At 71.9% G+C, this 21,973-nt stretch carries 15 protein-coding genes; 11 read left to right on the top strand and 4 right to left on the bottom strand.

What is annotated here, in order from left to right:
• The first annotated feature begins 207 nt into the window (after nucleotides 1-207).
• The 5 genes from AB0N16_RS07225 to AB0N16_RS07205 all read left to right on the top strand — a co-directional run bounded on the left by AB0N16_RS07225 (nucleotide 208) and on the right by AB0N16_RS07205 (nucleotide 9,125).
• Nucleotides 208-1,572, top strand: coding sequence for an FAD-dependent oxidoreductase (locus tag AB0N16_RS07225; protein ID WP_365793927.1), 1,365 nt, complete (start codon nucleotides 208-210; stop codon nucleotides 1,570-1,572).
• A 576-nt stretch (nucleotides 1,573-2,148) separates the two neighbouring features.
• Nucleotides 2,149-3,324, top strand: a complete 1,176-nt coding sequence (locus tag AB0N16_RS07220) for a hypothetical protein (protein WP_365793925.1) — start codon at nucleotides 2,149-2,151, stop codon at nucleotides 3,322-3,324.
• 39 nt (nucleotides 3,325-3,363) lie between these two features.
• The gene (locus tag AB0N16_RS07215; RefSeq protein ID WP_365793922.1) at nucleotides 3,364-3,651 is read left to right on the top strand and encodes a DUF1232 domain-containing protein; all 288 of its coding nucleotides are present in this window, start codon (nucleotides 3,364-3,366) and stop codon (nucleotides 3,649-3,651) included.
• A 153-nt stretch (nucleotides 3,652-3,804) separates the two neighbouring features.
• The gene (locus AB0N16_RS07210) at nucleotides 3,805-6,306 is read left to right on the top strand and encodes a SpoIIE family protein phosphatase (RefSeq protein ID WP_365793920.1); all 2,502 of its coding nucleotides are present in this window, start codon (nucleotides 3,805-3,807) and stop codon (nucleotides 6,304-6,306) included.
• A gap of 182 nt (nucleotides 6,307-6,488) precedes the next feature.
• On the top strand, nucleotides 6,489-9,125 hold the full coding sequence (locus tag AB0N16_RS07205) for a SpoIIE family protein phosphatase (RefSeq protein WP_365794067.1): 2,637 nt from the start codon (nucleotides 6,489-6,491) through the stop codon (nucleotides 9,123-9,125).
• A gap of 255 nt (nucleotides 9,126-9,380) precedes the next feature.
• Here AB0N16_RS07205 and AB0N16_RS07200 read toward each other — a convergent pair whose 3' ends face one another.
• The gene (locus AB0N16_RS07200; RefSeq protein WP_365793918.1) at nucleotides 9,381-11,216 is read right to left on the bottom strand and encodes a glycoside hydrolase family 15 protein; all 1,836 of its coding nucleotides are present in this window, start codon (nucleotides 11,214-11,216) and stop codon (nucleotides 9,381-9,383) included.
• 170 nt (nucleotides 11,217-11,386) lie between these two features.
• Between AB0N16_RS07200 and AB0N16_RS07195 the strand changes: the two genes are divergently transcribed.
• From AB0N16_RS07195 to AB0N16_RS07175, 5 genes are all read left to right on the top strand, one after another.
• Nucleotides 11,387-11,593 (top strand): hypothetical protein, encoded by a 207-nt coding sequence (locus tag AB0N16_RS07195; RefSeq protein ID WP_365793916.1) that lies wholly within the window; start codon nucleotides 11,387-11,389, stop codon nucleotides 11,591-11,593.
• A gap of 123 nt (nucleotides 11,594-11,716) precedes the next feature.
• The gene (locus AB0N16_RS07190; protein ID WP_365793914.1) at nucleotides 11,717-11,881 is read left to right on the top strand and encodes a hypothetical protein; all 165 of its coding nucleotides are present in this window, start codon (nucleotides 11,717-11,719) and stop codon (nucleotides 11,879-11,881) included.
• 111 nt (nucleotides 11,882-11,992) lie between these two features.
• Complete coding sequence (gene sthA, locus AB0N16_RS07185) at nucleotides 11,993-13,396, top strand: Si-specific NAD(P)(+) transhydrogenase (protein WP_365793912.1); 1,404 nt, start codon at nucleotides 11,993-11,995, stop codon at nucleotides 13,394-13,396.
• Between the two features lie 292 nt (nucleotides 13,397-13,688).
• Complete coding sequence (locus AB0N16_RS07180) at nucleotides 13,689-15,161, top strand: APC family permease (protein WP_365793910.1); 1,473 nt, start codon at nucleotides 13,689-13,691, stop codon at nucleotides 15,159-15,161.
• A gap of 12 nt (nucleotides 15,162-15,173) precedes the next feature.
• Entirely contained in the window at nucleotides 15,174-16,133 is a 960-nt protein-coding gene (locus AB0N16_RS07175; RefSeq protein WP_365793908.1) for a hypothetical protein, read from the top strand.
• 10 nt (nucleotides 16,134-16,143) lie between these two features.
• On the opposite strand, the gene AB0N16_RS07170 is transcribed toward AB0N16_RS07175, so the two are convergent.
• The 3 genes from AB0N16_RS07170 to efeU form a co-directional block, all read right to left on the bottom strand.
• Nucleotides 16,144-17,322 (bottom strand): HoxN/HupN/NixA family nickel/cobalt transporter, encoded by a 1,179-nt coding sequence (locus tag AB0N16_RS07170; RefSeq protein ID WP_365793906.1) that lies wholly within the window; start codon nucleotides 17,320-17,322, stop codon nucleotides 16,144-16,146.
• Nucleotides 17,323-17,462: 140 nt separating this feature from the next.
• Nucleotides 17,463-18,734 carry an iron uptake transporter deferrochelatase/peroxidase subunit gene (gene efeB, locus AB0N16_RS07165; RefSeq protein WP_365793904.1) on the bottom strand — a complete coding sequence of 424 codons (1,272 nt, stop codon included), beginning with the start codon at nucleotides 18,732-18,734 and terminating at the stop codon, nucleotides 17,463-17,465.
• A gap of 47 nt (nucleotides 18,735-18,781) precedes the next feature.
• The gene (efeU, locus tag AB0N16_RS07160) at nucleotides 18,782-21,007 is read right to left on the bottom strand and encodes an iron uptake transporter permease EfeU (RefSeq protein WP_365793902.1); all 2,226 of its coding nucleotides are present in this window, start codon (nucleotides 21,005-21,007) and stop codon (nucleotides 18,782-18,784) included.
• Nucleotides 21,008-21,247: 240 nt separating this feature from the next.
• On the opposite strand from efeU, the gene AB0N16_RS07155 reads away from it, so the two are divergent.
• Complete coding sequence (locus tag AB0N16_RS07155) at nucleotides 21,248-21,949, top strand: phosphatase PAP2 family protein (RefSeq protein WP_365793900.1); 702 nt, start codon at nucleotides 21,248-21,250, stop codon at nucleotides 21,947-21,949.
• Nucleotides 21,950-21,973 lie beyond the last annotated feature (24 nt).

Genomic DNA, 21,973 nt, shown 5'->3' with positions numbered 1-21,973 from the left:
CCGCAGAGGACAGGTTGGTGCATGCCCGGGGCGCCCGCCAAGCACCGGGAGGAGCGCTGTTCCGTCTCCCGGCCATAAGCGGTGCCCGACAGAAGTCATAAGGTCGGCTTATGAGGTCATAGACCGGACCCGCGTACAAACTTAGGACTGCCTTAGTTTAGGCTTCCCGTTCGAGATCGATTGTCCTCACTCGAAGGGAACCTGATCATGCCGCGCCCCCTGCGGGTAGCCATCGTCGGAGCCGGCCCCGCCGGGATCTACGCCGCCGACGCCCTGCTCAAGTCCGCGGTGGCCGCCGAGCCCGGCGTGTCCATCGACCTCTTCGAGCGGATGCCCGCCCCGTTCGGCCTGATCCGGTACGGCGTCGCCCCCGACCACCCGCGCATCAAGGGCATCATCACCGCCCTGCACCAGGTGCTCGACAAGCCGCAGATCCGCCTCTTCGGCAACGTGGACTACCCGACCGACATCAGCCTCGACGACCTGCGCTCCTTCTACGACGCGGTGATCTTCTCGACCGGCGCCACGGCCGACCGCGAGCTGCGGATACCCGGCATCGAGCTGGACGGCTCCTACGGCGCCGCCGACTTCGTCTCCTGGTACGACGGCCACCCGGACGTGCCGCGCACCTGGCCGCTGGAGGCCGAGAAGGTCGCCGTTCTCGGCGTCGGCAACGTGGCCCTGGACGTGGCCCGCATCCTCGCCAAGACCGCCGACGAGCTGCTGCCGACCGAGATCCCGCCGAACGTCCACGACGGCCTGAAGGCCAACAAGGCCCTCGAGGTGCACGTCTTCGGCCGCCGCGGTCCGGCGCAGGCGAAGTTCTCCCCGATGGAACTGCGGGAGCTGGACCACTCCCCCAACATCGAGGTCATCGTCGACCCCGAGGACATCGACTACGACGAGGGCTCGATCGAGACCCGGCGCGGCAACAAGCAGGCCGACATGGTCGCCAAGACCCTGGAGAACTGGGCGATCCGCGATGTCGGCGACCGCCCGCACAAGATCTTCCTGCACTTCTTCGAGTCGCCGACCGAGATCCTCGGCGAGGACGGCAAGGTCACCGGCCTGCGCACCGAGCGCACCGCCCTGGACGGCACCGGCAACGTCAAGGGCACCGGCGAGTTCAAGGACTGGGAGCTCGGCGCGGTCTACCGCGCGGTCGGCTACCTCTCCGACAAGCTGCCCAAGCTGCCCTGGGACATCGACTCGGGCACGGTCCCGGACGAGGGCGGCCGGGTCATCGAGGAGAGCGGCAACCACCTCCAGTCCACGTACGTCACCGGCTGGATCCGCCGGGGCCCGGTCGGTCTGATCGGCCACACCAAGGGTGACGCCAACGAGACGGTCTCCAACCTGCTGGACGACCACGCCAACGGTCGGCTGCACACCCCCGAGTCGCCCGCGCCGGAGGCTGTGGACGCCTTCCTCGCCGAGCGGAACGTCCGCTTCACCACCTGGCAGGGCTGGTACAAGCTGGACGCCGCCGAGCGGGCGCTGGGCGAGCCGCAGGGCCGCGAGCGCGTGAAGCTCGTCGAGCGCGAGGACATGCTCCGGGAGAGCGGCGCGTGACGCGACGCTGAACCGCTCGAAGGAACCCTTCGAAGGAACTCCAAGAGGGGGGCCGACGGATCGCCGTCGGCCCCCCTCTCGCCTTCACCGGCGGGCCGCGAGGCCACGCCCTCCCACGATCGCGAGCGCCGCCGTCATCGGCTGCCGATATACATCGAGCACATACAGCACAGGCTGCTACGGACCGCTCACCGGCAGCCCGGTGAACGGGCCCCGCACGGTGAACAGGACCGGCCCGGTGAGCGGGCCCCGCACGGTGAACAGGACCGGCCCGGTGAGCGGGCCCCGCACGGTGAACGGGACACGCCCGGTGAACAGGACCGGAACGGTGAACGGGACACGCCCGGTGAACGAGGCCCGCCCCTGAGCGGATGGACGAGCGGGCCCCGTTCGCCGCACCATTGTCCGGAATCCGCCTGGTCAGGGACATGGGTGAACCGCAGTCGTACGACGCGCACGGTGCCCACCCCGGGTGCGGGGCGCATTCCCCGTGCGCGGGCGGCCCCCGCCCGGTGGGACACGCTCCCGGGCGGTGATACTGGAACGCACACCCCGCTCCCATCAGCAGATTGGCCCATGTCGAACTCCGCCCCCGACCGTGCCGTCCTTCCGCCGACCGTCTGGCCCGCTCGCGGCCGCCACACGGGCCCGGACTCCGAGGAGGTGATCCGCCGGATCCTGCGCCGCCGCAAGGAGACCGGCGCCCTCGACGACTTCGCCGAACCCACCGTGCCCGCCGAATCCGCCGTGCCCGGCGAGACCGCCACGCCCGGGGAGCCCGGTCCGCGGGTCTTCGAGGCCCGTTGGCGCGTCGACGACAGAACGGTGACGGTGCGCGCCCGGCTGACCCTCGCAACGCGGCAGGCCGGACGGGAGTGGCAGCTCGTCGCCGAGGCCGAGCGGCCCTGGGACGAGGCCTGGCCCTCCCCGGCGACGATGTTCTGGCCCGACGGCGACGAGGCCGGTGACGGGGGCGAGGCCGCCTGGGACTACCACCCGGCCGTCGCGGGCGTGCGGCTGCGCACCGTCAACCCGCTGCCCGCCGACGACAAGGACATGCGGCGGGTGCTGCGCGACGCCGCGAAGGACGCCTGGTGCGTCAACCTCGTGGTGCACGAGGCGATGACGCCCGACGCGCTCGGCCGGCTCCCGCTGGTCCGGCAGTTGCCGCCCGGCCTCGCCCACCGTGTCGTGGAGCACCGGGCGACGCCCCAGCAGTTCCGAGCCGTCAACTGGGCGGTGCGCGACCTCGGCGTGGAGGTGCCGCGCGGCGGTGCCGTCCTGCTGCCCCCGGACCCGGCACCGGCCGGCTACGACGCGCGGGAGTACGCGGTGCGCAGCGTCTTCCTGGACGGCTCGGAACCCACCGAACTGATCGCCGCCCTCAGCCGGTTCGCCGCGCTGCCCAAGCCCGCGCCGCAGGGTGCCGCGGAGGCGCTGGCCGATCTGCGCGACAACTGGACCCTGATGACGCTGGAGGAGGAACTCGCCCGCGAACGCGAGCGGGTCGCGCAGTACGCCGAGGCCCTGGAGGCCATGACCAGGTCCCGCGACCTGTACCGGGAGGCCGCCGAGCGGGCCGACGAGGCGCTCGCCGCCCTCCGCGACACCCCGTCCCCCGCCCTGCCCACGGCCCAACCCGCCTCCCCCTTCCAACAGTTGACCCGCGTCTTCAAGGGCCTGCGACCGCCGAAGGAGAATGCCGAACCGAAGGCCATGCCCGACGACGAAACCGGGAAGACGGACCAGTGAGAACCCCGGGCCGGACCGGGGCGGGACGACAGGACAGCCATGGACACCACCACGACCGTGCTCGTGATCTGCGCGATCGTCGCGGCGGCCCTGCTCGCCGGGGCGGTCACCGTGCTCGTACGACTGGTCCGTACCCGGCGCACACTGCGCCGGGCCGGGCTGCCCACCGGACCGCGCTGGGTGTTCTGGGGCGCCGTCCTGTATCTGGTGCTGCCGACCGACCTGCTCCCCGACCCGATCTACCTGGACGACATCGGCGTCCTCCTGCTGGCCCTGCGCTCGATGCGGGCCGCCCGGGTGCTGCCGGCGGAGGATCCCGAACTCTGAGCCGCCCGGGAGAGCGACCGCCCGTCGGCGGGGGCGGGGCCGGTGCTCTGCGAGGACCGACCTGTCGGTGCCGCCCGGGTGCGTTCCGTGGGCGTCGTGGCGCATTCTTGCTGTGTCCCCCCACCCGGCGGTGCACGGACGAGGTAGGACCGGATGACTGGGAGCGGCGAGCACCTGGGCCGGGCGCGTGAACGGCTGACCGCGCTGCTGGTCGACGCCTCGACCGGCGCCCTGGACGCGGCGGGCGGCCACGTCGCCGGTGTGTACCTGCGCTCCGGAACCCCCGGTCTGCTGCGGCTCTCGACGCTGGTGGGGCTGCCCGGCCCGCTGTTCAGGCCCTGGTGGCGGCTGTACGTGGACCGGCCGTTCCCGGTCGCGGACGCCTACCGGCTCGGAGTGCGGGTGGTGCTGCCGAACGCCACCGAGATGGTGCGCCGCTACCCCCAGTTCGCGGCCGGTCTGCCGTTCCAGTTCGGGTCGGTGTACACACCCGTGCCCGGGGCGGCGCCGTCCTTCGGAGTGCTCACGGTGCTGCGTCCGGCGGTCCCGGACACCGAGGACGAGCTGCCCGGCCTGGACCACCTGGGCCGGCTGGCCGAGGACCTCGGAGCCGGGCTGCGCGAGCTGGTCGCCGAGGAGGGCGAGGCGGCGGTCGCCTGGGAGGACCCGCCGGTGTGCGTACGCCCGCCCGCGACCGGCCGCGGGATGGCCAGGGCCGGCCGTTTCACCTGGGACCCGGCCACCTCGCTGGTCCGCGCGGACGCCCGGCTGCACGCCCTGCTCGGCGTGGCGCCCAAGGACTTCCCCACCACCGGCGCCGAGCTGGCGGCCGCCGTGACACCCGCCGACACCCACCAGGTGCTGAGCGCGCTCCGTGAGACGGCGGCCGGCCGGCCACCGGAGTCCCCGCTGCGGGTGCGGGCCCCGGACGGTGCTCCGCGCCTGCTGGCGCTGTGGCCGCCCGGCGCCGCGGACCCGACCCTGGTCTCCGGGATCGTCGTGGACCCGGGCCCGGTCGGGTCGGCCGACGGGGTGGCCGATCTGCTCCCCCAGGGCGTGTTCTGCCTGGACCGCTCGGGGCTGCTCCGCTACGTCAACCCGGCCGCCGCCCGCCTGACGGGCCGGCCGGCCGCCGAGCTGCTCGGCCGGCCCGTGTGGGAGGCCATGCCGTGGCTGAGCGGATCGCCGTACGACGACCACTGGCGCGGTGCGCTGCTCGCCCCCGACCCGGTGCACTTCCAGGTCCGCCACGGGGACACCGGGGAGGGCGGCTGGCTCGCCCTGTCCCTGCACCCGGGCCCCGACGTCATCACCGGCACGGTGGTCCCCGCCAACCGGATCGACCCGGCCGTACGCCTGCCCAGCCCGCCGGAGCCGGGTGCGGCGGGTGGTCCGGTCCCCGTCGGCGGCCCCTCGGCGGCCCCGATGTACCGGCCGATCGCCCTGGCCATCGCGCTGACCGACGCCGTGACCGCCCGGCAGGTGTCGGCGGTGGTGATGCGGGAACTGCTCCCGGCCTTCGGCGGCGGCCGGCTGGCCATCTACCTCCTCCAGGACCGGCATCTCTACCTGGCCTGGGAGTACGGCTTCCCGCAGGGCTTCCTCGCCCCCTTCGACGGGGTCGGACTGGACGCCCGCATCCCTGGCGTCGATACCCTCACCACCGGCAGACCGCTGTTCTTCGAGTCGATGCGGCAGCTGGCGGACACCTACCCGGACCTCGCCCTGGACGCCGCCGTGGGTGCCCGCGCCTTCCTGCCGCTGATCGCCTCCGGCCGCCCGGTCGGCACCTGCATCCTCGGCTTCGACGTCGAGCGCGGCTTCACCACCGAGGAGCGCACCGTCCTCACGGCGCTCGCGGGCCTGATCGCGCACGCGATGGAGAGGGCCCAGCGCTACGACTCCGAGGCGGCCCTGGCCCGCGGCCTCCAGCAGGCGCTGCTGCCCCGTCGGCTGTCGGTGCACCCGCAGGTGGAGACCGCCGGCCGGTATCTGCCGGGCACCCAGGGCATGGACGTGGGCGGCGACTGGTACGACGTCGTCGAGGCCGGCGCCGGACTGGCCCTGGTCATCGGGGACGTTCAGGGGCACGGGGTGCAGGCGGCGGCCACCATGGGACAACTACGCAGCGTGGTACGGGCGTTCGCACTCGGCGACCGGCCGCCCGACGAGGTGCTGAGCAGTACCAACCATCTGCTCATCGACCTCGACCCGGGCCAGTTCGCCAGCTGCTGCTATCTGCGCCTGGACCCCGCCACCGGGCTGGCCCGGGTCGCGCGGGCCGGTCATCCGCCGCCCCTGCTGCGTGCCCCGGACGGCCGCACCCGTGTCGTGGACATCGCCGGCGGAGTCGTGCTCGGCGTGGACCCGCGCGCCCGGTACCCGGTGACCGAACTGGAGCTGGAGCCCGACGCGATCCTGGCCCTGTACACGGACGGGCTGGTGGAGCGGCCGGGCGAGGACATCGACGACGGCATCACGGCGCTGCGGCTGGCCCTGGCGAGAGCCGGGTCGGCGCCGGGCCGGCACGGTGGCCGCTCGCTGGCCGGGGTGGCCGACCGGCTCACCGCCACGGCCCGGCACGCCGCCGACCGCCCCGACGACGTGGCGCTGCTGCTCGCCACCCGCCGCCGGACGTCCGGGGGCCGCCGGTGACACGGCACAACCGGCAATCGAGCCGGATACCCCCTGAGACCCTCTCGCCTCGCAAGGCCGGGCAGTGTAGACATAGGCTCATGGTCCGTCTGCCCGGCCGGTCCGACACTCGGCCGCTCCCTTCCGGGACACCGCGCGCGCCGCTCACAGAGCGGGAGCAGACGGCGACCCGGCCCGGGCATATGGCGTCCGGGCGGCGGTGGTCGGCGCGCAGCGGTCGCAGCGTGGCCGGACAGGTGTTCGTGCTGCAGGTGGTGATCGTGCTGCTGCTCGTCGTGTCGGCGGTGGTGGCACAGTTCCTCCAGGTACGGCACGACAGCAGCACGGAGGCCCGCAACCGGTCGCTGGCCGTCGCCCAGTCCTTCGCCAACGCGCCCGGCACCGCCGCCGCGCTGCGGCTGCCCGACCCCACGGCCGTGCTCCAGCCCAAGGCGGAGGCGACCCGCAAGGCGACCGGCGTGGACTTCATCGTCGTCATGAACACCGAGGGGATCCGCTACACGCACCCCAAGCCGGACCGCATCGGGAAGAAGTTCGTCGGGAACATCGGGCCCGCGCTGGCCGGCGAGACCGTCACCGAGGAGGTCAAGGGCACCATCGGGGAGCTGGTGCAGGCCGTGGTCCCGGTCAAGGACGCCGACGGCAAGGTGGTGGGGCTGGTGTCGGCCGGCATCACCACCGCGCACGTGGGCGGCGCCGCCGACCAGCAGCTGCCGCTGCTGCTGACCTCGGCCGCCGCCGCGCTGGCCCTGGCGACGGCGGGCACGGCACTGGTCAGCCGCCGGCTCAGGCGCCAGACGCACGGTCTCGGACCGGACGAGATGACCCGCATGTACGAGCACCACGACGCGGTGCTGCACTCCGTGCGGGAGGGGGTGCTGATCGTCGGCGGCGACGGCCGGCTGATGCTCGCCAACGACGAGGCACAGCGTCTGCTGCACCTGCCCCCGGACGCCGAGCGCCGCCGGATCCGGGACCTCGGCCTGGACGACGACACCGCCGAGCTGATCGCCTCGGGCCGGATGGCCACCGACGAGGTGCACCTGGTCAAGGACCGGCTGCTGGCCGTCAACCAGCGCCCCATCGAGGTGCGCGGCGGCCCGCCCGGCAGCGTCATCACCCTGCGTGACTCCACCGAGCTGCGCGCCCTGTCCGGGCGCGCCGAGGTGGCCCGCGAGCGCCTGAACATGCTGTACGACGCCGGGGTGGGCATCGGTACCAGCCTGGACGTCACCCGCACCGCCGAGGAACTGGCGGAGCTGGCCGTGCCCCGGTTCGCGGACTATGCCGCCATCGACCTGTACGACGCGGTCCTCAAGGGCGAGGAGCCCAAGCCCGGGGACGCGCTGCGCCGGGTGGCGTTCACCGGGCTCCACAAGGACGCACCGCTGTACCAGGTCGGCGAGCGGATCCGTTTCGTGCCGTCCTCGCCGCAGGCCCGTTGTCTGGACACCGGTGAGTCCGTCGTCGAGCCGCGGCTGCGGGACGCTCCCGGCTGGCGGGCCCAGGACGTGGAGCTCACCGGCCGGATCCTGGACTTCGGCATCCACTCGCTGATCACGGTGCCGCTGCGGGCCGGGAACCTGGTGCTGGGGCTGGCCAACTTCTGCCGTGCGGAGAAGCTCGCGCCGTTCGACACGGAGGAGCTCGCCCTAGCGGAGGAGCTGGTGGCCCGGGCCGCCGTCTCCATCGACAACGCCCGCCGCTACACCCGCGAGCACAGCATGGCGGTGGCCCTCCAGCGCAGCCTGCTGCCGCGCAGTCTGCCCGAGCAGAGCGCCCTGGAGATCGCCTACCGTTATCTGCCGGCGCAGGCGGGCGTGGGCGGCGACTGGTTCGACGTCCTGCCGCTGTCCGGGGCCCGGGTGGCGCTGGTGGTCGGGGATGTCGTGGGCCACGGGCTGCACGCGGCGGCGACCATGGGGCGGCTGCGCACGGCCGTGCACAACTTCGCGGCGCTGGACCTGACCCCCGACGAACTGCTGAGCCTGCTGGACGAGTTGGTGGGCCGTATCGACCAGGACGAGACCCCCACGGACAGCACCGCCCCGGTCACGGGCGCGACCTGTATGTACGCGATCTACGACCCCGTCTCCCGGCGCTGCACGGTGGCCCGGGCCGGTCATCCGCCGCCGGCGCTGCTCAGGCCCGACGGCAGTGTGGAGTTCCCGGAGGTGCCGGCCGGTCCGCCGCTGGGGGTGGGCGGACTGCCGTTCGAGACGGCCGACCTGGAGCTGCCCGAGGGCAGCAGCCTGGTCCTGTACACCGACGGGCTGGTCGAGGACCGGCAGCGGGACATCGACGAGGGTCTCGAACTGCTCGCCGGTGCCCTGGAGTCGGCGGCCGGGGCCACTCCCGACGAGACCTGTGCGGCCGTCCTGGAGCGGCTGCCGGCCCGTCCCGGCGACGACGTGGCACTGATCGTCGCCCGCACCCGGGCGCTCGGCCCGGACCGGATCGCCGAGTGGCAGGTGCCGGCCGACCCGGCGGCCGTCTCCGAGGTGCGGTCCAAGGTGACCCGTCAGCTCGCGGACTGGGACCTGGACGAGCTGTCGTTCACCACCGAACTGATCCTCAGCGAGCTGGTCACGAACGCCATCCGCTACGGCCGCGCGCCCATCGGGGTACGGCTGCTCCGCGACCGGACGCTGATCTGCGAGGTCTGCGACGCCAGCACCACCTCGCCGCATCTGCGGTACGCGGCGAGCACCGACGAGGGCGGCCGGGGCCTGTTCCTGGTCGCGCAGATGGCCGAGCGCTGGGGTACCCGGTACACGCCCGCCGGCAAGGTCATCTGGGCGGAGCAGCCGCTGCCCTGAGCCCTCGCACCATGGTGTTGAGGACACGTCACCCGGTGGGTGATGATCTCCGGCATGTTCTGGCGCCGCAGCCGTCGCCCCACGTCCGCCGACCTCGTCGAGGCCTGGGAGTGCCCCGGCGTACGAGAGCAAGGAGCTCCACCACGAGGCGATGACCGAACTGGCCCGGCATGAAGGCGAGTTCGCCGACCGGCCGGACCGGTATCTGCTGGTGTGGAACGCGCCCATGGCGGGCGAACTCGACACGGCCCGCCGTCAGCCGAGCGCCCGGTCCAGGTTGAAGGCCGCGCTGATCAGCGAGAGATGGGTGAACGCCTGGGGGAAGTTGCCCTGTTGTTCGCCGGTGCGGCCGATCTCCTCGGCGTACAGGCCCAGATGGTTGGCGTAGGTCAGCATCTTCTCGAAGGCGAGCCGTGCCTCGTCCACGCGTCCGGCGCGCACCAGGGCCTCGACGTACCAGAAGGAGCAGATGGAGAAGGTGCCCTCGTCACCGCGCAGGCCGTCGGGGCTGGCCTGTGGGTCGTAGCGGTAGACGAGGGAGTCGGAGACCAGGTCCTCGCCCAGGGCGTCCAGGGTGGAGAGCCACTTGGGGTCGGTCGGGGCGATGAACTTGGCCAGGGGCATCATCAGGAGTGAGGCGTCCAGGACGTCCCCGCCCTCGTACTGGACGAAGGCGCGACGCCGCTCGGACCAGCCGCGGTCCATGATCCGCCGGTAGACGGCGTCCCTGGCGCCCAGCCAGTGGGCCAGGTCGGCGGGCAGGCCGCGCCGGTTGGCCAGCCGGATCGCCCGCTCGATGGCGACCCAGCACATCAGGCGCGAGTAGAGGAAGTTCTTGCGGCCGCCGCGGGTCTCCCAGACGCCCTCGTCGGGCTGGTCCCAGTGGTCGCAGACCCATGCGACGAGCCGGGTGACGTCGTCCCACTGGGCGCTGGAGATGGGCTGGGCCCATTTGTCGTAGAGATAGATCGAGTCGATGAGGGCGCCGTAGATGTCCAGCTGGAGCTGGTCGGCCGCGGCGTTTCCGACGCGTACGGGGGCGGATCCGCAGTGGCCCTCCAGATGCGGGAGCACGCGTTCGGGCAGGTCGGTGCGGCCGTCGATGCCGTACATGATCTGCAACGGTCCCGAGGGGGCACCGTCGCCGGGGCTGATGTAGGTGGTGAGGAACTTCATGAAGGCCTCGGCCTCGCCGGTGAAGCCGAGCCGCAGCAGGGCGTAGACGGCGAAGGCGGCGTCGCGGATCCAGACGTAGCGGTAGTCCCAGTTGCGCTCGCCGCCGAACTGCTCGGGGAGGCTGGTGGTGGGCGCGGCCACGATGGCGCCGGTGGGCGCGTAGGTGAGCAGCTTCAGGGTGAGTGCGGAGCGGTGCACCATCTCGCGCCAGCGGCCCCGGTAGCGGGACCTCGACAGCCAGCGCCGCCAGTAGCGGACGGTGGCCTCGAACTGCCGCTCGGCCTCGGCATGGGCGCAGCCGCGCGGGGCGATGTGCTCGCCGGCCTGGTCGAGGGCGAAGACCGCGGACTCGCCCTCGGCGAGTTTGAAGTCGGCGTGGGCGTCCGGGCCGTCGCTCTCCATGACCACCGTGGCGGTGAGCGCCAGGGACAGCGTCTCGGACTCGAACAGGGCGGTGCCGTCGCACATGCTCATGGTGTGCGGGTCGGCACCGTAGTTGAAGCGGGGTGCCACCCGGACCCGGAAGGGGACGGTGCCGCGCACGCAGATCACCCGGCGGATGAGCCGGTGCCGCTCGCTGTCCCCGGACTCGCCGGCGACCGGCATGAAGTCCTGGACCTCGCCGACGCCCTCGTCGGTGAAGAACCGGGTGATCAGCACGTTGGTGTCGGGGAAGTAGAACTGCTTGGTACGGGCCGGTACGGCCGGGGCCAGCGCGAAGTGACCGCCGCGCTCGGCGTCCAGCACGGCCGCGAAGACGCTGGGGGCGTCGAAGGACGGGCAGCAGTACCAGTCGATGGTGCCGTCGCTGCCGACCAGGGCCACGCTGCGCAGGTCGCCGATCAGCCCGTGCTCGGCGATCGGCAGGTAGCGGGGGCTGCCGGGCGCGTTCTGAAAGAACCGCTGTTCGATCATCGAGGCGGCCTCCCCTGGACGGATGTATAGGCACATTACATCTTAAAAGGGATAATTTCCTTTCTGTATTGGGTACCCGGTGCGGGATGGGCCCCGAGCCGCTCGGGATGCGGGGTGCGGCCGGGCGGGCAATTGTGAGAGTGTGCACCCCGCTCCGCGAAGGAGAGACCATGTCGACCACAGAACCCGAAGCGTCCCGGTCGTCCGACGACCGCGCCACCCCGGACTCCCTGCTGCACAGCGCCCCCGGCACCGGGGTGGCGCCCGAAGACCTGGTGATGGCGTCGGGCCGGGACGTCACCCCGGCCACCCTGGAATGGGCCCGGAAGAAGATGGAGCGCGAGGGGCCGAACTGCGTCGAGAGGCTCCTGCCCTGAGGAGAGTCGAGTGACGTTGGACAGGCGCCGCCTCCTCGGACTGCTCGGGCCCCCGGGCGTGGTGCCGTCCGGTCCTGCCACGGCCGGCCCACGGGCGGTGATCGCCAGGACCACGCGCGGTTCATGAGGGCCGCGGTCGACCAGGCGTGCCGCAACCCCCGCTACCCCTTCGGCGCGGTGGTCGTGGGCTTGGGCCGGGTCCGGGGGCGGGGGGTGAACACGTCGGCCGAGAACCTGTTCCGGCGGGCCCAGATCCTGCGCGGCACTTCGGCGGGCGGGGCCTCCTGAGGCGGCCGTGGCGCGCCGGATGCGCAACGGCCCTGGTCCGTACCGGATTTCACGCGAAGGTTGCCCGTTCTCCCTTTCGAAGCGGGGGCGCCTGCTGACAGACTCCGCAAGGTGCCAGACTTCGACATGCTTGTCATCGGATCCGGACCCGGCGGCCAGAAGGCCGCCATCGCAGCGGCCAAGCTGGGCCGCCGGGTCGCCGTGGTCGACAGCCCCGAGATGGTCGGCGGTGTGTCCATCCACACCGGCACCATCCCCTCCAAGACCCTGCGCGAGGCGGTCCTCTATCTGACCGGCCTCACCCAGCGCGATCTCTACGGCCAGAGCTACCGGCTCAAGGAGGACATCACCGTCGCCGACCTGACCGCGCGCACCCAGCACGTGGTCAGCCGCGAGGTGGACGTCATCCGCAACCAGCTCTCCCGCAACCACGTCACCCTCTGCTCCGGCACCGGCCGCTTCGTCGACCCGCACACCGTCGCCCTGCGCGAACCGAGCGGCAACGAGAGGCTGTTGACCGCGGAGCACATCGTCATCGCCACCGGCACCCGGCCGGCCCGCCCGGACAGCGTCGAGTTCGACGGCCGCACCATCATGGACTCGGACAACGTGCTGTCGCTGGAGCGGGTACCGCGCTCCATGGTCATCGTGGGTGCCGGTGTGATCGGCATGGAGTACGCCTCGATGTTCGCCGCGCTCGGCAGCAAGGTCACCGTGGTCGAGAAGCGCGCGGCCATGCTCGACATGTGCGACGTCGAGGTCGTCGAGTCGCTCAAGTACCACCTCAGGGACCTGGCCGTCACCTTCCGGTTCGGCGAGACCGTCGCCGCCGTCGAGCGGCACCCCCGGGGCACCCTGACCGTGCTGGAGAGCGGCAAGAAGATACCGGCGGACACGGTGATGTACTCGGCGGGACGGCAGGGCCTGACCGACGAACTCGACCTGGACAAGGCGGGTCTGTCCGCGGACCGGCGGGGCCGGATCAAGGTGGACGAGCACTTCCGCACCGAGGTGCCGCACATCTACGCCGTCGGCGATGTCATCGGATTCCCGGCGCTCGCCGCGACCTCGATGGAACAGGGCCGGGTCGCCGCGTACCACGCGTACGGGGAACCGGTCGGGCAGATGGACAACCTGCAGCCGATCGGGATCTACACCATCCCGGAGATCAGCTTCGTCGGTCGGACCGAGGACCAACTCACCGAGGACTGCGTGCCGTTCGAGGTCGGGGTGGCCCGCTACCGGGAGCTGGCCCGGGGGCAGATCATCGGCGACTCGCACGGGATGCTCAAGCTCCTGGTCTCCCCCGACGACCGGCGGCTGCTCGGTGTGCACTGCTTCGGTACCGGAGCAACAGAACTGATCCATATCGGTCAGTCGGTGATGGGTTGCGGCGGCACGGTCGACTACCTGGTCGATGCCGTCTTCAACTACCCGACGCTCGCGGAGTCGTACAAGGTGGCGGCGCTGGACGCCACCAACAAGCTGCGGCAGCTCGACCGGCTGGAGGACTGAGGGGCTCAGGGAACCACTGCTTCCGGTGCGGGGGGTTGGCCGCCCCAAGTGGCATATGTGATTACCGGTCGGTCAGCTTGAAAGGTCAAAGGGTGCCGCTATAGTCACACCCACACACGCGGTGTGACCGTTCGCCAACTCTCGGCACGCGGCCCTCACCACCCCTTTGTCTCCTCCGACCGGCCCCCTGCCCGAGGCCACCCCTCACCGGCTGCGAGGCGGGTCGTGCACCTCCGTACCACCGCGGGCCTGCACTCCCGTGCGCCCTGCACGACCGGAAAGCAGCACAACCATGAGCAACAACAGGGGCAGAGGGCTGCAGGCCAACGCCCTCGGCACGTTCGACACCGTGGTCATGGCCGTCGCGGGCAGTGCACCGGCGTACTCGCTGGCCGCGACGACCGCGGTCCTGGTGGGGGCGGTGGGGCTGGCCAGTCCGGCCGCGCTGCTGTGGTGCGCGATACCGATGCTGGGTATCGCGCTGGCCTTCAGCTACCTGGGCCGGATCGATGTCAACGCGGGTGCGAGCTACTCCTGGGTGGGCCGCACCCTGCACCCCTTCCTCGGCTTCGTCAGCGGCTGGGCGCTGGTGGTGTCGGCGACCATCTTCATGGTGGCCGGCTCCCTGCCCGCCGGCTCGATGACGCTGTCCCTGTTCGACTCGGGCCTCGCCGACAACGTGGCGCTGTCCACGGTGGTCGGGGCCGCCTGGTTCCTGGTCATGCTGGCGGTGGTGCTCGGCGGCGCCCGCCTCACGGTCCGCGCCCAGCTGCTGATGTCCGGCATCGAGCTGGCGATCCTGCTGCTGTTCGCGGTGCTCGCCCTCTTCCACACCGGCAACGCCCGCGCCTTCCAGTGGTCGTGGCTCGGCTTCAGCCACTTCGACGGCGTCTCCGGCTTCGCCTCGGGCGCGCTGATCGCCGCGTTCTACTACTGGGGCTGGGACGTCACCAGCAACCTCAGCGAGGAGACCCGCAACTCCCGCCGTACGACCGGAATCGCCGGCCTGATCGGCGTCGGCATCGTCTTCGCCCTTTTCGAGGTGTTCACCATCGCCGTGAACGTCATCCTGTCCGCGGACCAGATCGCGGAGAACGACGCCAATGTACTGGCCGTCCTCGGCGAGGAGATCTGGCCGGGCTGGGGCGGCAAGCTGCTGATCGTCGCCGTGATGCTGTCCACCATCGCCACCCTGGAGACGACCCTCATCCAGGTCACCCGCTCGCTGTTCGCCATGGGCCGCGACCGCACGATGCCGGCCGCGCTGGGAAAGGTGCACCGCACCTGGAACACCCCGTACGTGGCGATCGCGGTGGTCGGCGCGGTGGCGCTGGTGTTGTTCATCGCCTCCAACGCGCTGGGCTCGGTGGGCGAGATCCTCTCCGACGCCATCTCGGCGATCGGCCTCCAGATCGCCGTCTACTACGGTCTGGCGGGCCTCGCGGTGGTCGTCGCCTACCGCAAGACGCTCTTCAAGTCCGCGGGCAACTTCCTGCTCGGTGGGGTGTGGCCGCTGCTCGGCGCGGTGTTCATGTTCTGGATCTTCGTCGAGTCGCTGAGTGAGCTGAGCAGCGCGGCGATCACGATCGGTGTCGGCGGTCTGGCCGTCGGCCTGATCCCGATGTTCTGGTACTGGAAGCAGGGCAGCGACTACTACCGGCCTGCCAAGCTGGACGCCACCCACACCGTCGAGGCGGACTACCTGCCCGACGACCATGCCACCGCACAGGCCCAGGCTTACGAAGGCCTCCCCACGGATTTCTGAGGTACGAGCGCGATGGCGAGAGACCGCTTCGTCCCCGATTTCGACCCGGACTGCGGGGACACCGCCCTCACCTCGGCCCGTCAGGACATCGTCATCGGCCGCTGGCAGGGCCTGAGGGACCTGCTGCGAGCCACCGGCCCGGACTGGCTGGCCCGGGGACACCGGGTGCGTCTCCTTGCGCAGGCCTGCGCGGGCAGTTCGACGGCGGAGTCCTGGCTGGCCGCGGAACCGCACGGTGCCGACGCGCTGGCGCTGCGGGCCGCGACCGAGACGGCCCGGGCGTTCACCCTGGCCATCTCGGCGGGCCGGGGCACCCCGATCGACCGGTCCAGGATCGACGCCGCCGTACTGGCCTGTCTGGCGGCCACGGAGGCCTACCCGCAGGACCCCACCCCCTGGGTCTCCCTGATCTCGGTGGCACGGCTGTATCCGACCGGGGTGCGCCGGCAGGAACTCGCCCGCTGGTGGGACGAGTTGCACCGGCGCGACCCGTACAACGTGGAGGGCCACCTCCAGGTGCTCCACTACTACTCCGCGCGCTGGCACGGCACGCACGGCCTGATGTACGACTTCGCCCGGGACGCGGCCGGGGTGGCCCCACCCGGCTGCGCACTGCCGGTCCTCGTGCAGTACGCCCGCGTCGAGGAGTTCCGCTTCGCCCTGGACGAGGCGCAGGGACAGCAGACCTCGGTGGGGCACGGCCAGCACTGGAAGCACGACGGCGCGGTCAGCGACGTACGGCGCACCTGGGAGCGCTGGATCGCCCAGCGCGGCGAGGGACCCGTCGCCCCCGGCGAACTGCGTGACCTCAACTACCTGACGCACGCGGCCTGCCAGGCGGGGGTCACGGACATCGCCTCGGCCCTGCTGCGGATCCAGGGGCGGCGGATGACCCGCACCCCGTGGTCGTACACCGGTGACGCGGAGAAGCAGATCGCCAAGTGGCGGGCGGATCTGAAGATCCGCGGCTGACGGCGGCGGGCTACGCCTCGGTCCGCTCGGCGGACGGGGCGAGGCCCGTCGTCCACTTCTCCTCGATACGGGCCGCCTTCCAGATCAGCAGGGCGATCACCCAGGTGGCGAAGAACAGGCCGACGATGACGAAGCCGACGGTGTTGAGGTCGAGGCCGGAGACCCAGTCCCAGAAGGCGCCGTGGAGGTCCAGCTTGTCGGCGAGGAGGCCGAGGAGTTCCACCGTGCCGATGATGAGGGCGACGGCGACGGACAGGCCCGTGATGGTGAGGTTGTAGTAGACCTTGCGGACCGGCTTGGAGAACGCCCACTCGTAGGCGAAGTTCATGAACGAGCCGTCGATGGTGTCGAGCAGCGACATCCCGGCCGCGAAGAGCACCGGCAGGGTCATGATGGCGTACCAGGGCAGACCGGAGGCGGCGCCGGAGCCGGCGAGGACCAGCAGCGCGATCTCCGTGGCGGTGTCGAAGCCGAGGCCGAACAGCAGGCCCAGCGGGTACATCTGCCAGGGCTTGCTGATCGAGCCGGTGACCCGGCCGAGGAAGCGGTTCATGAAGCCGCGGTTGTTCAGCTGCGTCTCCAGCGCGGCCTCGTCGTAGGCGCCGGAGCGCATCTGCCGGAAGACCTTCCAGATGCCGGCCAGGATGACGAGGTTGATGCCGGCGATGAGGTAGAGGAAGGTCCCGGAGACCGTCGTACCGATGAGGCCGGTGACCTCGTGGAGGTGCGAGCCGTCGTCCTGGACCGGGCCGGCCAGGGCCTTCATGCCGAGCGAGAGCAGCAGGGCGAGGCCGAAGACGATGCTGGAGTGGCCGAGGGAGAACCAGAAGCCGACGGACAGCGGGCGCCGGCCCTCGCCCATCAGCTTGCGGGTGGTGTTGTCGATGGCCGCGATGTGGTCGGCGTCGAAGGCGTGCCGCATGCCCAGGGTGTAGGCGGTGACGCCGATGCCGATACCGAAGTCCGCCGATTCTCCGGCAGATGCGGTGCCGACGCTGAAATGCCGCGGGGCGATGATCCCGACGAGGGTGCCCCAGCCGATGACGTGCAGGGCGAGCACGAAGGCGGCCATCCCGCCGACCCTGATCCACTCCTGCCGTGTCATGGAGCCCCGGACACGGTGCCAGGCCGAGCGCTTGGTCTCGGCCTGGGCGGGGAGGGACGGAGCGGAACCAGGGGCGGCCGTCATCGGGAGGTGCATCCTTCGGTCGAGCATGTTGAGCAGCTGCGGTCAGCAGCCTTGTGTCATCCTCCCGTACTTGCAAATCGTTCGCACTAAAGGCGATGACAGGCCTTTCCCATGAGAAGGCAAAGGGAAGGCACGGCGTCTCAGGCGGCCAGCAGCCCGCTGCCCAGCCAGTCCTTGCCGTTCTTCACGCCGGGCAGGGCGAAGAAGTAGCCGCCGCCGGTCGGGGAGATGTAGTCGACGAGGGGCTCGTCGATCAGCCGGGTCTGGGTGGCCTCGAACTGGCGCCGGACGTCCTGCTGGTAGCAGCAGAAGACCAGGCCCATGTCGAGGTTGCCGACGCTGTCGACGCCCCGGTCGTAGTTGTAGCCGCGGCGCAGGATGCGGGAGCTGTCGGTCCTGGCGGTGCGCGGGTTGGCGAGCCGGATGTGGGCGTCCAGCGGGATCGCGTTGCCTTGCGGGTCCTTGGCGTAGTGCGGGATGTCGGTCTCCTTGGCGCCGTCCAGCGGGGCACCGGTGTCCTTGCGGCGGCCGAACATCAGCTCCTGCTCGCTCAGCGAGACCCGGTCCCAGAACTCGACCAGCATCCGGATGATCCGGATCACCTGGTAGCTGCCCCCCGCCGTCCAGGCGGGCTCGCCCTGGCCCTCGCCGACCCAGATCAGCCGGCTGGTCTCCCTGGCAGAGTTCACGTCCGGGTTGGCGATGCCGTCCTTGAAGCCGAGCAGATTGCGCTGGGCGCCGGTGGGGCGCGGAGCGTTCTGGAAGCCGTCCACGCGCCACTTGATCTGCATGGCACCGCGGGTGTGCTTGGCGATGTCGCGGAGCGCGTGCAGCACGGTGTCCTGGCTGTCGGCGCAGATCTGCAGTGAGAGATCGCCGTGGCACTCGGCGGGCCTCAGGTTGTCGTTCGGGAAGGTCCGCATCGGCGTCAGCCGGGCCGGCCTGGCCTTCGCCAGGCCGTAGCGGTCGTCGAAGAGGGAGGCTCCGACGCCGACGGTGACGGTCAGCGCGTCGGAGGGGACCTCGGGACCGAGGATGCCGTTGTCGGAGGGCGGCGCGCCGACGCCGAGGTCGGTGGGGGTGCCGCCGGCGGTGAGGAAGCGGGCCCGCTCGGTGATCGTCCTCAGCAGGTCGGCGAGGTCCTGCCGGGTGTCGGCGATGACGTCCAGGGAGACGAAGGTGGCGGCGGCCGGGGCGGGGGTGAGGATGCCGGCCTGGTGGGTGCCGTGGAAGGGCACCCTGGCGGTGCCGCTCGCGTCGCCGGCCGCGGCCTCCGCGGTGCCGCCGGCCTGGCCGAGCGCGAAGCCGCCGCCGGCCAGGACCGCGCCCGCGGCGCCGGCGCCCAGCGCCGTCCGCACGAAGGAACGGCGGCCCGCGCCCATCGGGCAGGACGGGGTCTCGGCAGCGGACATCGGAGGGTTCCCTTCGTCGTACGGGTGCGGGTGCTGTGCGGGGTTCATCAGGCGGACTTCCTGATCTCCAGGAGGTCCGGCACCGGGGCGAGGTCCTCCAGGAGCTGTCCGGTGGCGCCGGTGATCCGCTGCCGGGTGACGGTGTCGAGCTGCTCGACCGGGGTCCAGCTCGCGCCCCGGTGCTCGGCGTCCAGGAGCTTCTGCAGCCGGGCGATGTCCGCGTCGACGGCCGGCAGCAGCTTCGGCGCGCGGGTGGTCAGCAGCGGCCGCAGCACGGTGAGCAGCTCGCGGGTGCCGGCCAGGTTGGCGTTCGCGGTGGCGAGGTTGGTGCCGCTGCCCTCGTCGGTGTCGGCGGTCAGCTCGAACTGGAGGGTGTTCTCCAGGATCTCGTGGGCGCGCAGCGGCAGGTCGTCCGGATCGAAGTCCTGGGCGGGGAACGCCTTCTGGAGCCCGGCCGCCGCGTCGGCGAGCGCCTGGGCGGGAGCCTTCAGCCCATCGGCGGACTGTCCGTGCCACAGCCCGTACTCGACCCGGTGGAACCCGGCGAAGTCCTGGTCGGCGACCCCGCCCGGGAGGCCGTCGGCGCGGCCATTGATCTTCTTGTCGAAGTCCTCGAAGGTGCCGTAGGCGGCGCCGAGGGAGGAGTAGGTGAGGTGGGCGGTCAGCCAGTCGGTGCGGGCCTGGGCGAGGTGGTTGCCCGCGATGTCGGCGTCGAGGGTGCGGGTCTGGGCGACGAGGGTGGCCAGCCCCTGCTCGACGTACGCCTTGTAGGCCTTCAGGGGCGCGGCGAGGTCCTGCCCGGAGACCGGTACGACCGCCTGGACGCCGCTTTTGCCCCCGGTGACCGTGACCGACGCGGAGGTGACGGCCCTGCCGCCGGAGGGGACGCAGCGCCAGGCGTAGGTGCCGCCGGCGACGGTGGCGACCAGGGCGCGGGTGGTGCCGGGGGCGAGGCCCTCGACCTCGCCGTAGACCGCGTTGCTGCTCGGGTCGATCAAGTACACCTCGGCGGTCTTGCTGCCGGTGTTCCGCATCTGGAAGGTCTGCCGGCCTGGCTCGGGCGCGGTGAAGCCCCTGCCGCACTCGGTCTCGGAGACGGCGACGATCTCACCGCCCGTGGCCTTGGGCCGGGCGAGGGCGACGACGAGTCCGGCGACCACGGCCGGGACGGCGACCACGGCGACGGGGATCACCCAGCCGGGCCGACGACGCGGCGCCCTCACGGACTGCGGCCCGGGGCGGCCGGCGCCGTAGGCCGACTGGGCCTGCGGCTGCGGCCCGCCGACAGCGGCCGGCGGCTCCGAGCCCCCCACGACGGAAGCCCGCCCGCCCTGCGGCGCTGACTCTTCGGCTGCCGACTGCGGCTCGGGGGCGTCGGCGACCGACCCCGCCCCTGCCCCTGCCCCTGCCCCTGCCCCTGCCCCTGCCCCTGCAGTCTCGCCGACGGCCCGCTTCGGCGCGCCAGTGCGCACACCGCGTACGAACAGGGTCATCACGACCGCGAGATAGCCGACGTAGCCGATCACCTGGAGCCAGGTCATGGCCGGAGTGATGTTCAGAACGCCCTGGAGGAGCGTGCTGTACCAGGAGCCGGCGTCGATGCTGCCGCTCAGGTCGAGGACGTAGGACGTCCGGCCCGGGAAGACCCCGCCCTCCTGGAGGTCCCGCAGCCCGTAGCCGAGGACGCCGGCCGCGATGACGATGAGGACGGCGCCGGTGTAGGTGAAGAACCTCGTCAGGTTGATCTTCAGGACGCGGCGGTACAGGCCCCAGCACAGGGCCGCCGCCAGGACCAGGCCGATCCCGGCGCCGGTCAGCGGGCCCGCGGACTCGCCGGCCGCCTGGGCGGTCGTCCACAGGAACAGCGCGGTCTCCAGGCCCTCGCGGCCGACGGCGAGGAACGAGGTGACGACCAGCACGCCCGAGCCCATGGCCAGGGCGCCGGTCACCTTCTCCTTGATCTCGCCGGAGAGGCTGCGGGCCGAGCGGCGCATCCAGAAGACCATCGCGGTGACGAAGGCGACCGCGATCACGCTGAGGGTCCCGCCGAAGGCCTCCTGCGCGGTCGCGGAAAGGGAGGCGGCGGTGAAGGTGAGGACCGCGCCGAAGCTCATCGCCAGCGCGATCGCCGCGAGGACACCCGTCCAGACCTGCGGCAGCCGGTTCCGGGCGCCGGCCCGCACCAGGGTGGCGACGAGGATCGAGACGATCAGGCCGGCCTCAAGGCCCTCCCTCAGTCCGATCAGGAAACTCGGAAACGCGTCGTCCCACATCCGCCGCAGCCCTCCCCCGGCAGGCCCGTCCCCGCCCCTTGGCTCGAACTTAGTGAAGGCATGCCTTACTTCCGCCGACCATGATGACTACACCCGTGTAGTCAGTCGGTCATGAACCGGCAATGGTGCGGCAAAAGTCGCGAGCGCGTCCGGACTCGCGCGCCCGGGAACACAGGTCGGCCGACGATCGTCTACATTCCAGTAGACCGTCATCGGGCAGGAAAGGCCGTCACCGGGGTCATGAACCACAAGAGGACCGCGGCGTACGCGGCGAGCGTCGGCCTCGGCGCCTGGACGGGGTTCACCGTGCTGGCCCTGGTCGTGGCCGGCCACCACGGCGCCCCGCTCGCCGTTGACCGCGCCCTGCTGGCGTGGTCCCTCGGTCACCGCCCGGACGTGGCAGTGGCCGTGGCCCGGGGGCTCACCGCGACCGGCACCGGGGTCGTGCCGTACGCCCTGGCCGTGCTGGCCGGGGTGCTCGCGGCCCGCACCCCGCGGTGGTGGCCGGCCGCCGCCCTGCTCTGCGTGACCTGCCTGGCCCTGGGCCAGGCGGCCCGGTTCGGCGTGCTGGAGCTGATCGCCCGGGCCCGGCCGCCGCAGGCCGACTGGCAGGCGCATGCCTCCGGTTGGTCGTTCCCGTCCGGCCACAGCACGACGTCCGCACTGGCCGCCGGGCTGCTGGTGCTCGCGCTGTGCATTCGGGCGCCGCGCGGCCGTACGGCGTGGTGCGTGGCCGTCTCCTGCTGGGGGCTCGCCGTCGGGGCCACCCGGGTGTTCCTCGGCGTGCACTGGTGCACGGATGTGGTCGGCGGCTGGCTGTTCGCGGTCGGCTGGCTCGGGATCTGCTGGTGCGTGGCCGCCCGTTGGATGCCGGATCCGGGAACCCCGGGCGATCTGTCGGAGAGTCCGGCGGCGGAGAGCGGCGGGAGGGGCGGCGGTTGAGTCCGGGGCCCGACATCCCTGCCC

The sequence above is a fragment of the Streptomyces sp. NPDC051105 genome (assembly GCF_040682795.1).
In the GTDB taxonomy this organism is placed as follows: Bacteria; Actinomycetota; Actinomycetes; order Streptomycetales; family Streptomycetaceae; genus Streptomyces.
Note: the sequence above shows the minus strand (reverse complement) of the source record. Positions and strands in the feature narration are given on the sequence as shown.